The 14,362-nt window shown below is 72.6% G+C and carries 7 protein-coding genes; all 7 read right to left on the reverse strand.

Going from position 1 to position 14,362, the window contains the following annotated elements:
* Positions 1 to 81: 81 nt before the first annotated feature.
* The 7 genes from OG550_RS28405 to OG550_RS28435 all read right to left on the reverse strand — a co-directional run bounded on the left by OG550_RS28405 (position 82) and on the right by OG550_RS28435 (position 14,263).
* A complete protein-coding gene (locus tag OG550_RS28405; protein ID WP_327682263.1) occupies positions 82 to 1,086 on the reverse strand; it encodes a hypothetical protein in 1,005 nt (334 codons plus the stop codon).
* On the reverse strand, positions 1,079 to 6,583 hold the full coding sequence (locus OG550_RS28410) for a tetratricopeptide repeat protein (RefSeq protein WP_327682265.1): 5,505 nt from the start codon (positions 6,581 to 6,583) through the stop codon (positions 1,079 to 1,081). The genes OG550_RS28405 and OG550_RS28410 overlap by 8 nt, the downstream gene beginning before the upstream one ends.
* Positions 6,580 to 8,091: a lipase/acyltransferase domain-containing protein gene (locus OG550_RS28415; protein ID WP_327682266.1), complete on the reverse strand. Its 1,512-nt coding sequence runs from the start codon at positions 8,089 to 8,091 to the stop codon at positions 6,580 to 6,582. The genes OG550_RS28410 and OG550_RS28415 overlap by 4 nt, the downstream gene beginning before the upstream one ends.
* A gap of 139 nt (positions 8,092 to 8,230) precedes the next feature.
* On the reverse strand, positions 8,231 to 8,827 hold the full coding sequence (locus OG550_RS28420) for a DUF6058 family natural product biosynthesis protein (RefSeq protein ID WP_327682268.1): 597 nt from the start codon (positions 8,825 to 8,827) through the stop codon (positions 8,231 to 8,233).
* Between the two features lie 70 nt (positions 8,828 to 8,897).
* Positions 8,898 to 10,214 (reverse strand): MFS transporter, encoded by a 1,317-nt coding sequence (locus OG550_RS28425; protein ID WP_327682270.1) that lies wholly within the window; start codon positions 10,212 to 10,214, stop codon positions 8,898 to 8,900.
* A gap of 292 nt (positions 10,215 to 10,506) precedes the next feature.
* Complete coding sequence (locus OG550_RS28430) at positions 10,507 to 11,664, reverse strand: HesA/MoeB/ThiF family protein (RefSeq protein ID WP_327682272.1); 1,158 nt, start codon at positions 11,662 to 11,664, stop codon at positions 10,507 to 10,509.
* A gap of 310 nt (positions 11,665 to 11,974) precedes the next feature.
* A complete protein-coding gene (locus tag OG550_RS28435) occupies positions 11,975 to 14,263 on the reverse strand; it encodes a prolyl oligopeptidase family serine peptidase (protein ID WP_327682275.1) in 2,289 nt (762 codons plus the stop codon).
* Positions 14,264 to 14,362 lie beyond the last annotated feature (99 nt).

Below are 14,362 nucleotides of genomic sequence, written 5' to 3' on the forward strand. Positions count from 1 at the left end.
GCCCCTGCCCCCGGTCACCCGCCGGGCGCGGGGGCGGCGGCGTGCGCTGCGCCCGGCCCCGGCAACGGCCTCGGCCTCGGCCTACCGGAGGTGCAGCGACCCGTCGCCGTGGAGCACCGGCGGGGGACAGCCGGGATGGGGCCCGGCCAGGGCGGCCTCCGCGTCCTTGCAACTCTCTTGGAAGGAGCGGTGGTTGAGCAGCGAACGGTAGAGCTGGGCGCTGAAGGCCTGCGCCTGGCCGTCGGTGAGGGTGTGCGGCCAGCTGACCACCGCGCCGACCGTGCCGGCGATCGCCTCGCCCAGGTCCGACGAGTCGCAGACGTTCAGCACGGCGATCCGGGGCGGGTGGCGGGCCCGGGCGATCTGTTCGCTGAGCAGCGTGTGGTCGATGACCAGCCGGTCCTCGCCCTGGACGAGGCGCACCCCGCCGAACTCGCTGTGCGCCGCGATGTGGAGCACGGCCGGCCGGTAGCGGTCGAGGGCGGGGCAGATCTCCGGGAGTGCGACGGAGGTCCGCTCGAACACCTCGAAGGCACTGCCGATGAGCGTGTCCCGGACCAGCGCCACCTCCGCGCCGAAGTCGTTCTGCCCGGGGCGCGGGTCGCCGGAGAGGAAGAGGACGATCCGGGTGGTGGCCGTCGCGGTGCCGGTCGCTTCGAAGGGCGCGTACGAGTGGATGGTCGCACCCTCGGTCTGCGAGATGGAGAACGTCTCCGTCGAGTAGTGGGCCTGGATCACGGACGTACCGGCGACCGTGAAGCGCCGTGCATTGCCCCAGTCGGTGGTGAGCCGCGCCGGGGGCGGTGTCGTCCGCTCCGGTGAGTGCGGCTTGTCCGTCGTCTCGCTCCGGCGTTGGCGCAGTTCGTCCTCGGGAATGCCCAGGGCATCGACGATCGAGTCCCAGGCCGCACCCGTGTGCCGGAGCCGCCCGGCGGCGCGGAGCGCCGTGTCCAGGGCGTCCTGCGGGGCGAGGTACCCGCGCGCGTGGTGGAACACCTGGCCGAGCGCGTGGAGGTAGGTGATCTCCTCTGCGGTCAGCGGCCGCTCAGGCTGTGCCGGGACGCCGGGCGGCGGTGCATCAGCCATCGCCGCCGGGCCCGATCTCCGGGGCCGTGGGCGATTCGGCGAACGTGCCGGTGTACCCGAGGAGGGCGGGGGAGTCCTGCGGACGGCGGGCGGCCAGGTTGCGCAGGTGCGACGCTCCGGCGGCACGGAGCACCGGCGTGCCCTCCCGCGCGGCCCGCGCGAACAGCAGGTCCGGCGAACCGCCCTCGGAGAGGTCGACTCCGGAGAGGTCGATCCCGGGGATCCCGGCCGGATCGCAGCAGAGGATGTGGACGGCGAGGAGGTACGGCGCCCAGAACGGCACCCCGGCGAGCGCCGGGACGGCCATGAAGAAGGGGGCGATCGCCTCGGGCCTGCCCTGCTTGATGAGGTCCACCGCGAGGTCGACGGCCGTGGGCGGGTCGGTGACGGCGTCGTAGACCTCCGGGGCGCTGACGTGGGCGAGCAGTTGGAGGATGCCCAGGTGCAGCCGCGCTGCGGGATCCGACGGGTGATCGGACAGGATGCGGCGGACCAGGGGGTCGTGTTCCAGCTCGGGGTGTGCGAGGAGGTAGGCGAGGTCCTCCGGCCAGGTGGGGGTGGCGAGCCACGCACTGAGCGTCTCGAACGCGGAGTGGAGGGAGCGTTGTTCGTTCAGCACCGCTTCGAGTCCGTGCTCCTCGACGGCTCGCAGCAGACCCGCGAGTTCGACCAGACCGGTCGCCTCGGGGAAGAGCGTCGCGGAGACGTCGAGGACCTCGCGTTCGGTCGGGGTGGCGAGTTGGGCGGCGTGCTGCCGCAGGAACGTCTCCCGGTCCAGCCAACGGGTTTGTCCGAGCCACTGGTTGAGCCTGTCGACGGACTCCTGGGGGAGATCCGCCGTAGCCCAGGAAGGGAGATCCGGTGAGTCGTGCGGGACTTCACGGTGCTCCTCGGTGAACGCACGGACCTCGCGGCGGGCAGGTCCGATCCACGCGGGGTCGGTCGTGGCCTCGGCACTGTGAGCCGCAGCCGTCAGGTCGGCCGTGATGCCGAGGTGGTCGTGGCCTTGCGACATGCGCCAACGGGCGCGTTGGACCAGGAGTACGGCGGCCGGTCCCGGGGCCGACTCCGAGATCGCTTGGTCCCATGCCTGGAGCGCGGCCTGTCGGTCGCCTATGTCGGTCTGGTGGTTGGAGAGGTTGTTGAGGGTGCTGGCGAGGTTGGGGAGGAAGGCGGTGGGGTTGTCGTGGGCGAGGGTGCGGTAGATGTCGACGGCTTCGGTGATGGTGGTGAGTGCGGCCTGTCGGTCGCCGGCCTCTGCTTGGCGGTTGGAGAGGTTGTTGAGGGACATGGCGAGGTCGGGGAGGAAGGCGGTGGGGTTGTCGTGGGCGAGGGTGCGGCGGATGTCGACGGCTTCGGTGATGGTGGTGAGTGCGGCCTGTCGGTCGCCGGCCTCTGCTTGGCGGTTGGAGAGGTTGTTGAGGGTGCTGGCGAGGTCGGGGAGGAAGGCGGTGGGGTTGTCGTGGGCGAGGGTGCGGTAGATGTCGACGGCTTCGGTGATGGTGGTGAGTGCGGCTTGCCGCTCACCGTTGTGCGCTTGGCGGTTGGAGAGGTTGTTGAGGGACATGGCGAGGTCGGGGAGGAAGGCGGTGGGGTTGTCGTGGGCGAGGGTGCGGTAGATGTCGACGGCTTCGGTGATGGTGGTGAGTGCGGCCTGTCGGTCGCCGGCCTCCGCCTGTTGGTTGGAGAGGTTGTTGAGGGACATGGCGAGGTTGGGGAGGAAGGCGGTGGGGTTGTCGTGGGCGAGGGTGCGGTAGATGTCGACGGCTTCGGTGATGGTGGTGAGTGCGGCTTGCCGCTCACCGTTGTGCGCTTGGCGGTTGGAGAGGTTGTTGAGGGACATGGCGAGGTCGGGGAGGAAGGCGGTGGGGTTGTCGTGGGCGAGGGTGCGGCGGATGTCGACGGCTTCGGTGATGGTGGTGAGTGCGGCCTGTCGGTCGCCGGCCTCCGCTTGGCGGACGGAGAGGTTGTTGAGGGCGCTGGCGAGGTCGGGGAGGAAGGCGGTGGGATTGTCGTGGGCGAGGGTGCGGCGGATCTCGACGGCTTCGGTGACGGTGGTGAGTGCGGCCCGTCGGTCGCCGGCCTCCGCTTGGCGGACGGAGAGGTTGTTGAGGGACATGGCGAGGTTGGGGAGGAAGGCGGTGGGGTTGTCGTGGGCGAGGGTGCGGTGGATGTCGACGGCTTCGGTGATGGTGGTGAGTGCGGCTTGCCGCTCACCGTTGTGCGCTTGGTGGCTGGAGAGGTTGTTGAGGGAGCCTGCGAGGTCGGGGAGGAAGGCGGTGGGGTTGTCGTGGGCGAGGGTGCGGTAGATGTCGACGGCTTCGGTGATGGTGGTGAGTGCGCCCTGCCGCTCACCGGCGTCCGCCTGGTGGCCGGAGAGGTTGTTGAGGGAGCCTGCGAGGTCGGGGAGGAAGGCGGTGGGGTTGTCGTGGGCGAGGGTGCGGTAGATGTCGACGGCTTCGGTGATGGTGGTGAGTGCGCCCTGCCGCTCACCGGCCTCCGACTGGTGGACGGAGAGGTTGTTGAGGGACATGGCGAGGTCGGGGAGGAAGGCGGTGGGGTTGTCGTGGGCGAGGGTGCGGCGGATCTCGACGGCTTCGGTGACGGTGGTGAGTGCGCCCTGCCGCTCACCGGCGCCCGCTAGGCGGTTGGAGAGGTTGTTGAGGGTGCTGGCGAGGTCGGGGAGGAAGGCGGTGGGGTTGTCATGGGCGAGGGCGTGGTAGTGGGTGGTGGCTTCGGTGATGGTGGTGAGTGCGGCCTGTCGGTCGCCGGCGTCCGCCTGGTGGCCGGAGAGGTTGTTGAGGGCGCTGGCGAGGTTGGGGAGGAAGGTGATGGGGTTGTCGTGGGCGAGGGTGCGGTAGATGTCGACGGCTTCGGTGATGGTGGTGAGTGCGCCCTGCCGCTCACCGGCGTCCGCCTGGCGGACGGAGAGGTTGTTGAGGGACATGGCGAGGTCGGGGAGGAAGGCGGTGGGGTTGTCGTGGGCGAGGGTGCGGTAGATGTCGACGGCTTCGGTGATGGTGGTGAGTGCGCCCTGCCGGTCGCCGGCGCCCGCTTGGCGGTTGGAGAGGTTGTTGAGGGACATGGCGAGGTCGGGGAGGAAGGCGGTGGGGTTGTCGTGGGCGAGGGTGCGGTAGATGTCGACGGCTTCGGTGATGGTGGTGAGTGCGCCCTGCCGCTCACCAGCGTCCGCTTGGCGGTTGGAGAGGCTGTTGAGGGAGCCTGCGAGGTTGGGGAGGAAGGCGGTGGGGTTGTCGTGGGCGAGGGTGCGGTAGATGTCGACGGCTTCGGTGATGGTGGTGAGTGCGCCCTGCCGCTCACCGGCCTCCGCCTGGCGGATGGAGAGGCTGTTGAGCCAGTTTGCCCGGGCCGAGCGGGACTCCTCGGAGGCGTCGTCGGGGTACTCGGCGCGGCCGCGTTCGGCGGCGATCAGCGCGAGCCGGCGCAGGGCGCCGTGGCCCGTGGGCAGGACGAAGGCGAGTTCGCCGAGCGGGAGCGGGCTCGGGTCCGCGAGGGCGAGGTTCTCCAGCGCGCCGACGAACGGGCCGCCCTGGGCGGTGGCGACGGCGAGCGCCGTTTGCCACAGCTCCGGCGAACCTTCCAGGGCCAGCGTCGCCAGCGCTCGGCCGCTGGTGTCGTCCGGTGAGGTGGCGACGCGGGAGATGCCGACGCACGCGTTGATCCGCTCGTCCTGGTCGGCGGCGTCCAGGCAGGACTTGAGGAGTTCGGAGTCGGCCGCGAAGACCGTGGAGGTCAGGTGGGTGCCGAGCGGGTCCGGGCGGACGGAGACGGTGCCGTCCTCGGGGGTGGTGGGCAGCAGCTCCTCGAACAGGGCGACGATCTGGTCCCGGCGGTTGCTGTCCCGGGCGAGTTCGGGGATGGCTGACAGGACGTCGTCGAGGCGGTCCTCGCGCGGGGTGAGGAGGCTGATGCAGGCGCCGGCGTGGCGCAGGATCCGGCGGGTCCGCCTGGATGCGGCGCCGGTCCGCCGCGCGTACGTCCTTTCCCAGTACGTCAGTTCGTGTTCGAGGATCTTCTCGTAGAGGTCGCTCTCCGCCGTCGGGGCGACGTGGGCGCCCTGTTCGTGGACGGTGAGCCAGGCCAGCATGACCAGGTCGAGGGTGGTCCAGCGGCCGGTGCCGGGGTCGGGCGGCGGGAGGGTGGTGAAGGCGGTGGGCTCGGGGAGGCCGAAGGACCGCAGCGCCTTCCGGTAGACGGCGGCGTGCCGGGGGTGCCGGACGGCGAGCGGCAGTTTCTGGAACAGGTACCGGTGGCCCTCGCGGCGCAGCTCGGTGGAGATCTCCCGCTCCCACCAGTCGCCCACCGAACGGGCGGTGAGCAGCAGGCAGGTGGGTGCCTCGCGGGTGCGCAGGGCGCGCAGCAGGTTGATGACGTCGTCGGTCTTGTGGTCCTCGGCGTAGTCGACGACGACGAGGACGGGGGAGGCGACGCGGCTGAGCCAGGCGCAGTCCTGGGGGTAGGGGTCGCGGGCGAGGAAGCCGGTGTACCAGCCCTCCTTGCCGAGCCGGTGGGCGAGTTCGGCGGCGAGCCGGGTCTTTCCGGCGCCGCCGGTGCCGTGCAGGAGGACGATCCGGGAGCGCGGGCCGCCTGGGTCGGGTGCCTTGAAGTAACTGCTCAGGAAGTCGAGTTCGTCGCGGTCGAGGAAGCCGACGCCTTCGTGGCGGGCCCAGAGCCGGGTGAGCGGACCGGTCTCCTCGCGGCTTTCGGGGAGCGGCTGGTAGGGCGCGGCGAGGACGGCGGTGGCCGGCTGGCCGGGGAGCGGGAGGGGTTCGCTGCCGGGGTACCCGAGGCCGACGTCGAGGGTCACGGCGAGCCGCCCCGACTCGGCTGCCTCGCGCAGGAGTTCGGCGCCGTGGGCCGCGGACTCCTCCCAGGTCCGGGTCCGCTGCCGCCGGGGGTCGGCCGAGCCTGGCCGGGAGGAGGCGCCGGTGATGTCGAGGGCGAGGTAGCTGCCGGGGGAGTCGGCGGTGTCGGCGAGGCTGTCGAGGAAGTCCTCGGGCAGGGTGAGCGGGTCGGGTTCGGCCTCGTCGGCCCGGTAGTCGCGGTGGGCGCGGTTGGCCCAGGGGCCGTCCAGCCAGACGGCGACGACGGCGTGGGCGGGGGTGCCCGAACGGCCGGCGACGACGGCGAGCAGGGGGTGGAGGCCGGCGTCGAGGCAGGCTCCGGCGAAGGCGAGGGCGAGGTCCAGGCAGGTGGCGTGCCGGGGGGTGTGCAGGACCTCGTACGGGGGGCGGACGGTCTGGTGGCCGGGGTCGCTGGTGGTGGCCTCGTCGGCGTAGACGATGCCGCGGGCGGCGAAGGCCTCGTACAGGGTGCGGACCCGGTCGGCGACGGGCCCGTCGCCCGGAGCGGGCAGGTCCGTGCCGAGCAGGTCGGCGGGCGCTCCGTGGACGGGCTCGTTGGGCCGCTTGCGCTGGATGTAGGAGAGCAGGCGGTCGGGGGCGCCGGTGGTCCAGCGGGGCCAGGCGGTGCTCATGCGTCGGGCTCCGTCCCGTCGGCGAGGTCGAGGGCGCCGGGGTCGACGGCGCCGAGGTCGACGACACCGAGGATGTCCCCGGCGGTGAGCCGGCCGGTGCCGGGGACGCCGGTGGCCTCGACCTCCACCCGGTGGGTGCCGAGCGGGGGCGGCTCGATCTCGGCGTGCCAGGAGACGCCGTCGGAGTTCCGGACGGCGTCCTGCCAGCGGGTGGGGGTGAGCGCGGTGGAGCCGGGGCCGACGGGCCGGAGCCGGACGCGGACCTTGGTGTCCTCGCCGGGCTTCTCCGGGCGGGGGGCTTCTTCGCCGGATGCCTCACCGGGGTTGAAGGTGATGCCGAGGCCGACCGGGTGGCCGAACGGGAGGGTCTCGTCGAGGTCGAGGCCGAGCCAGGGGCGGTTCATGGCCTCGCCGCGCACCGCGTGCAGCGGCTCGTCCGTGTACTCGGCGAGCAGGTCGAGGACGGTCGGGGCGGAGCCCAGTGCCAGGTGGCGTTCGGGCGCCGGGTAGCGGACGTTCAGGTCGTCCTCCGCCTCGATCGGGATGGCGGAGATCGCGGGGACGCTGCCGTCGCCGTGCCAGTGCGGGTTGGGCAGCCAGGGCGCGGCCCGCTTGGTGACGGTGACGGCGGTCCCGGCGAGGAGGGCCCGTTGGGGGGTGGCGTGCCCGCGGCCGAAGACCGCCGCCAGTTGCGGGCTCTCGGCCCGGCCGGCGAGGTCCCGCCAGGCGTCCTCGATGTCCCTGTGGACCTCGAACGCGGCCTCGGCGGCCTTCGCGAACCCGGGGAGGTCGGGGAGGCCGGTCAGGTCGCGCGGGTACAGGGTGGCGCCGCCGTCACTGCTGCCGACGGCCCGGTAGCGGGGCATCAGCTCGTAGGCGGAGGGCCAGCCGCGCAGCACCCGGGTGAGTCCGGTGAGCCGCTTCGGGCCGACCTTGATCCCGTTGACCAGGTAGTCGAGGGCCTTGGGCGCGCCGCGGTGCGGGGTGCCGAGGGTGATCAGGGCCTCGCAGTGGGCGGCGCCGCCGCCGGGGCCGAGCCAGTACCGGGCGACCAGGCCGCCCATGGAGTGGGCGACGACGATGACGCGGCGGCGGCGCGCGCCGGGGAGTTCGCCGTCCAGCCGGGCCTTGACGTCGGCGCCGAGGCGTTCGGCGGCGTGCCGGATGCTGTGGCGGAAGTCGTACGGGAACAGCACCAGGTCCGCGTACGGGTCCGGTGCGCGGTCGGGGCGGGCGGTGTCGACGCGGACGTCGTCGAAGCGGTTGACGATCTGCCGCACCAGCCGGTCGTAGCCGGGGAGGACGTACGGGCCGATGAGCGTGATGTCGGGCAGCAGGTCCACGGGGACGAGGTCGGGGGCGCGGTCGAGGTCCAGCCGGTCGGGCCGGGTGAGGGCGGCCGCGAGGCGGCGCCGGCTCTGGTTCCACTCGACGGCCCCCCGGGGGGTCTGCAGGATGCTGCCGCCGATGCCCGGAACCACTACGACCAGGTGCCTGAGTCGCGCCACGGTGTCCCCTTGCCTGCGCTCTGTCCGGTGTGCCGTCGGACAGGACGCTAGCGTCACGGGGGCGCGCCAGGGCGGGAATCGGCCATTCTCGGGACCCGGCCGGGACCCGGTCGGGACACGGGCGCGCCGGTCCGGCGGCTCAGCTCCGGGGGTGGTCCCGGCGCACGGCGTCGATGCAGGTGTCCCGGGAGACCGGGCCGTCGAAGCGGAGGCGGTCGTACGGTGCGAACGGCGGTTCGAGCGCGTCGAGTTCGTCGACCATGGCGTGCAGTCCGGCCAGCCAGGAGGGGGAGTCCGGGGCGGGGTCGCGGAGCGCTTCGGCGATCGCCCCGACCAGCTCCTCCTTGCGCCGCATGGTGACCGGGTGGAGCCGGTGCAGGCAGACGTTCTGGCCGCTGAGGTAGGACTCGTACTCGCTCGCGCCGGTCTCCGGGTCGTCCCAGTGGCCGCGGAACCAGTCCGGCAGCTTTGCCAACCCGCCTGCTTCGTCGACGAGTTCGAGGAGGTCGGGGGCGACCATCTCGGTGCCGTCGGAGCGGAGGTAGGCGGGCAGCGGGAGGCGCTCGGCGAGCATGTGGCCGCGGACGGCGTCCGGGTCCTCGCCGTGGCGGGCGCAGAGCGCCTCCAGCGGGGCGAAGTGGCGGTCGACGTAGGCGTCGTCGGCCTCGGTCATCGGGTGTTCGCCGTTGACCGCGAGGTAGCGCAGGGCGAGCCGTTCCTTCGCCGTCGTCCCCATGGTGTGCCCTCCGGTGTCGCTCGGTTCCGCGGTGTCCGCACCCGTGTTCGGGTTCGTGTTCGGGTCCGCGCTATCCCGCCTCGGCCGTGCCCACCGCGTCCTGCGGGGTGTGGCCGGGACCGGAGTCGGCACCCGGGTCGGAGTCGGCGCCCGAACCGGACCCCGAGTCGATGCGCACCACCGGGGAGAGCGCGGCGCCGAGGAACACTACCGCCTGCACCGCGGCGGCGCACAGGAACAGCGTGCGGGTGGGGGAGGTCCCGGAGACGAGCCAGCCGCCCAGCACCGCGCCGAGCGGGATCGTCGCGTACGCGGCGGCCCGGCTGACCGACACCACGCGGCCGATCACCTCGGAGGGCACCACCTTCTGACGGGCCGTGAACCAGCTGACGATCACCACCGAGGTGGCGATCCCCTCCACGCCCCAGGCGATCAGCACCGCCCACCAGGTGGGCACCAGTACCGGCAGGACCATCGTCGCCCCGGACAGGCCCATGCCGAACGCCAGCAGCACGCCGAGCCGGTAGCGGTCGGTGAGGCGCGGCGCGAGCACGCCGCCCACCACCGCGCCGAGCCCCTGGGCGCCGAAGACCAGGCCGAGGACGACCTTCGGCATGTCCTCGACCTCCAGGATCAGGAAGAAGAGGCTGCCCTCGATCGTCCACGCCGCCAGGTTGGAGAGCGCCATCAGCACCGTGCCCCACATCACCGCCTTCATCGTCCAGAGCGTCCGCAGTCCCCCGGCGAAGTCCTTGGCGATGCTGTTGGCGGTGGTCGGTTCCGCGGCGCGGGGGCGGGTGTGGGCGATGGCGGCGATCAGCAGTGCGGAGGCGCCGAAGGAGAGCGCGTTGACCAGGGCGGAGAGCGAGACGCCGAGTGCCGCGACGAAGGCGATGCCGGCCACCGGGCCGATGAAGCCGAGTGCGCTGTCCACCGTCTGGGTCCAGGAGTTGACCCGGGCGAGGCGCTGCTCGGGCACCACGTCGACCAGGAAGCCCTGGAAGGCGGGGAAGTAGAACGGGCGGACGCAGGCGAGTAGGAAGGCGCACAGGTAGATCGCGGCCAGCGGCGGTTCGTCGAGCAGGGCGAGCGCGGTGACGGCGAGGGCCAGGACCGCCGAGGTGAGGTCGCAGAGGATCATCACCCGCCGCCGGTCGAACCGGTCCGCGATGACCCCGGCGACCAGGCCGATCGCGATGTAGGGGATGAACTCGATGGCGTAGGCGAGGGCGGTGGAGGTGGCCGATCCGGTGATCTTCAGGACCAGGACCGGAATGGCCAGCCGGTAGATCCAGTCGCCGATGCTGGATACCAGGAAAGCGGTGCGCAGCCGGAGGTCCGCCGAGTTCGCGACGGGATGGTTCTTGGTCAGCGGTTCCGTGGGCACCGGCGTTCTCCTGTGTGCTTTTCGGGGGTGCGGATCTTCGGGGGAGGAGGATCGGCAATCGGCATGGGAAAAGATCGGGAAAATAGTTGTGAAAGATGCATGGGAAGTGCGGGAAAAGTGCGGGGGAAATGCAGGGTCGGGAGGTCGGAGGGGATCGCGTGACACGGCCGCGGGGCCGGTCGGGGAAATGCGGTAAAGGCCCGCGGGCGGGCGTGCCGAAAGCCCGGCGGGCGCCGTCGGTACGGCGATCCCGCCAGGTCTCCCGGCCGGTCGGTGAACGGGGCGAACGGGTTCAGAAGGGGAGCTCCCGGTCGTCGCGGGCCAGCCAGGCGGCGGCGGCCGAGGGCCGGGCGTCGCGGCAGACCGTGCAGTCGGGGTCGCGCTTCCAGGTCTCGGCCTCGCGCACCCGCGGGTTGTGGAAGGTCTGCTCCAGCAGCCGGCCCACCGAGAGCGGCTCGCAGACCCGGGAGGCCAGCCGGACCATCTCGGAGACCATGTGGGCGGCGGCGACCACCACCAGGCCGTTGAAGGCGGCGGTGTCCTCGCCGTAGGCGCTGCCCTCGCGGTCGATGTCGTCGAGGACGTCCAGCACCATCCGGGACGTCGCGTCCTCGCGCCGCACCTGCCCGTACCAGCACTCCACGCACCCGCTGACGCCGGGCACCATCGTGTAGTGGATGGCCCGCTGGGTGTCGACGCCGCCGCCGATGAGCGTGGTGCCGGCCCGGACGCAGCCCTCGTTGAGCCAGTGGGCGACGTGCACCTTGGGGCGGTCGACGACGGCGATGACGATGTCGCGGTCGTGCACCACGGCGTAGACGTCGTCGGCGGACATCAGCTTGGCCTCGACGGCGTCGATCCGCACGCCGCTGTTGAGCCGGCGGGCGCGCTCGGCGGCGACGTGGACCTTGGTGCGGCCGACGTCCGGCTCGCCGTAGATGATCTGGCGGTTGAAGTTGGAGACCTCGATCTTGTCGAAGTCGACGATCCGGATGTCGGTGAAGCCGATCGCGACCAGGTCGATCAGGGTGTGCGAGCCGATGCCGCCGACGCCGAGGACGGCGACCCGGGCGTTGCGGATGCGGCGCTGGAACTCGTACTTGGAGGTCTCCAGCGAGGCGTAGGTCTCGAAGAAGCCGAGGTTGTTGGACCAGCGCTCGCGGGCGGCCGCGTCGAAGTCCTCGCCCCGGTCGGTGGCGTCCTGGATCAGGCCGGTCTCGTCGAGGTCGCGGACGGCGTCGTGCACGTCCTCGGCGGTGACGTCCGGGTACCCGGCGCTCAGGTCGCGGTGCACCGCGTCGAAGTCGCGGGTGCCGTCGAGGAGCCGGAGCAGCGCGAGCACGCGCCCGTCGGGGTCCTCCAGCGAGGTCAGGTCGCCGCCCATCCGGAAGTGCACGGACCCGTCGGAAACGAAGTAGGGGATGCTCGTCTTGAGCGCCGGACGTGCCACGAATACCCCTCGGAAGCTGATCGTCGGATTTCTTCGAATGAGGTGGCCGCGGATTCCCGGAGTGTCCTCGACGGGAAATGCCGGCCGGAGTCGGAGCGGAACCGGGGTGGGATCGGGAAAGGCGGCGGGGCGCCGCTGGTGAGGGCCCCGCCGCTTTCATTCTCAGCCCTTGGCGGTGCTGGCGGCGCTGCTGTAGCGCTTGGTGGACTTCTTGATCATCAGAATCACCTCCCCCCTCGGGTCTGGCTCCATGGTATTCACGGCGGAAGTTCCCGGACAAGATGTCGTACCGGTTTTCCGGTGAGATCTTTTAGGTGTGGCCGGGGTGAACGGAAAGTCCCAGGTATTCGGCGTGGAATGCCAGCACGTCGGCGAAATAGGCGAGCCGGCCGCTGCGTGCGCGGGCGCCGTGGCCGACCCCGGCCTCTTGACGGAGCAGCACCGGGCGTGCCGAGGCGGTCGCGTGCTGCAGCGCGGCGCACATCTTCCGCGCGTGCAGCGGGTCGACCCGGGCGTCGTCCTCGAACGCCGTCAGGAGCACCGCGGGGTAGCGGGTGCCCGGTACGACGTGGTGGTACGGCGAGTAGCCGAGCAGCCAGCCGAGTTCCCCGGGGTCCTCGCGGCTGCCGAACTCGTCGGTCCAGTACGGGCCGTAGCCGGTCAGCTCGTAGCGGGCCATGTCGAGCGGGGCGGCCGTGGCGGCCACGGCGGCGAACAGGTCCGGACGCTGGGTCAGTGCCGCCCCGACCAGGAGGCCGCCGGCGCTCTGGCCGAACGCGCCGAGCCCGTCCGGCGGACAGAGCCCCCGGTCGTGCAGGTGCCGTGCGGCGGCGAGGAAGTCGTCGATGCCGCGCTGCTTGTGCTCCCGCATGCCGGCGCGGTGCCACTCCTCGCCCTCCTCGCCGCCGCCGCGCACGGCCGCGACGGCGAACAGGCCGCCCCGGGCGGCCCAGGCGAGTGCGGCCGCGTAGTAGTCCGCGACCTGCGGTTCGCCGAAGGCGCCGTAGCCCTGGAGGATCGTGGGCAGTGGGCCGTCCGGGCGGTCGGCGGGACGGGTCAGCAGCAGCCGCACCTGCGTGCCGTCGGCGGAGGTGCACGTCGTCCAGGAGACGAGGACCGCGGGGGCCGGTGCTTCCGGGAGGCCGGTGGCGACGGGCGGTGCGGTGGCGGCTGGCGGTGTGGTGGCGACGGGCGGTGCGGTGGTGTGGCCCGGTGCGGTGCCGTCGGGCGCCGGCCAGGCCTCGGTGGTGTCCCGGCGGGCGTCGTGGCGGTGGACGGTCTCGGGCGTGGTGGGGTCCGAGTAGGTGAACCAGGCCTCGTGGCCGCCCTGGCGGAAGGTCAGGTCGGTGACGGTGCCCGCGCCGGGCAGCCGGACCTCGCCCAGCGGCGCTCCGGTGCGCAGGTCGTGCCGGGTGATCCGGCCGTGCCCGCCCGCCGAACGGAGCACCAGCAGCAGCGGGGTGGAGAGTCCGGGGCCGTCGAGGACGGCGAAGGAGTCCAGCACCTCGCGGTCGTCCTGCGGGATCAGCGTGCGCGGCCGGGCGTCCGGCGTCCGCGGGTCCGTCACCAGGATCCGGCCGCGGTCCGCGTCCAGATCGGTGAGCAGGTAGAGCAGGCCGTCGGTCGCGGGCCACGGGGTCGTCCAGCCGCCTTCGAGGGCGGGGATCGGCGCGAACTCCGGTTTGTCGTGCGGGGATCGGTGGAGGTCGGCGATCCGGACCCGGTTGCCGCCGGAGAGGCCGTCGGCGGTGACCACCACCAGGTGGCGGCCGTCGGCGCCGAGTACGGCGTCCAGGTCGGCGGTGCCGACGGCCGGATCGTCCTCCTCGGCCGGATCGTCCTCCTCGGTGGGGCCGTCCCCGGTGGGGCCGTCTCCGGTGGGGTGGCCCTCGGTGCCGTGGTCTGCTGCGGTCGGGGCGGCGGGCTCGAACTCCGCTCCGGCTCCGAGGAGTTCCGGATCGTCCGCCGGGTCCCCGCCGATCCGGTGCAGGTGGAGCCGGGCGCCGCCGTCCGGGCCGGTCCGGGTGTGGTAGAAGGCGTCGCCGCGGGGCAGCCAGGCGACGCCTCCGTACGGGCATCCGCCGATCGGCCCGTCCACCGTGCGGCCGGTGGCCACGTCGAGCACGTGCAGGGTGTACTCCTCCGACCCGCCCTCGGTGGTCTGGTAGGCGAGCAGCCGGCCGGTCGGGTCGGGTGTCCAACCTCCCAGCGCGGTACGGCCGGTGGGGTCGTGCCGCTGAGGGTCGAAGAGCACCCGGCGGGCTCCGGAACGGTCCGCGACCGTCAGCACGGGGTGCTCGGCGTCCGGGCCGCGGGCGGTGAAGAAGGCCAGCTCCGAGGTGGTCTGAGGAGACGTCAGGTGTGCGAATGCGGTCAGTCGCTCCATCGTCGTGCGGAACGGCGCCACCGCGGACCAGTCGCCGCGCAGCCGGTCGAAGAGCTCCCGCTGGCCGGCCGACCACGCCGCGGTCGCGGCGGCGGAGGCGTCCTCCAGGGCGCGGTACGGGTCCGGGACGCTGCGGCCGCCGAGGTCGTCGGCCGTGTCGCCGCGCAGGGCGGGCGGGTACTCCGGCCGCCCGGCCGTGTCGTTCGGCAGCATGGCCCCCTCCAACCCGCGTGCGGACGGAACGGCGGTCCCGGTCGGGGCGGCTGGCAGGGCGTCCGCCGTCCGGGTGGCCGACATCCTAACGACGCTTTC

The organism is Kitasatospora sp. NBC_00458 (genome assembly GCF_036013975.1).
In the GTDB taxonomy this organism is placed as follows: domain Bacteria; phylum Actinomycetota; class Actinomycetes; order Streptomycetales; family Streptomycetaceae; genus Kitasatospora.

What these genes read in the sequence shown, in the direction of transcription:
- OG550_RS28405 (WP_327682263.1), bottom strand. Translation starts at nt 1,086, where the DNA reads ATGGCTGATGCACCGCCGCCCGGCGTCCCGGCACAGCCTGAGCGGCCG.
- OG550_RS28410 (WP_327682265.1), bottom strand. Translation starts at nt 6,583, where the DNA reads ATGAGCACCGCCTGGCCCCGCTGGACCACCGGCGCCCCCGACCGCCTG.
- OG550_RS28420 (WP_327682268.1), bottom strand. Translation starts at nt 8,827, where the DNA reads ATGGGGACGACGGCGAAGGAACGGCTCGCCCTGCGCTACCTCGCGGTC.
- OG550_RS28435 (WP_327682275.1), bottom strand. Translation starts at nt 14,263, where the DNA reads ATGCTGCCGAACGACACGGCCGGGCGGCCGGAGTACCCGCCCGCCCTG.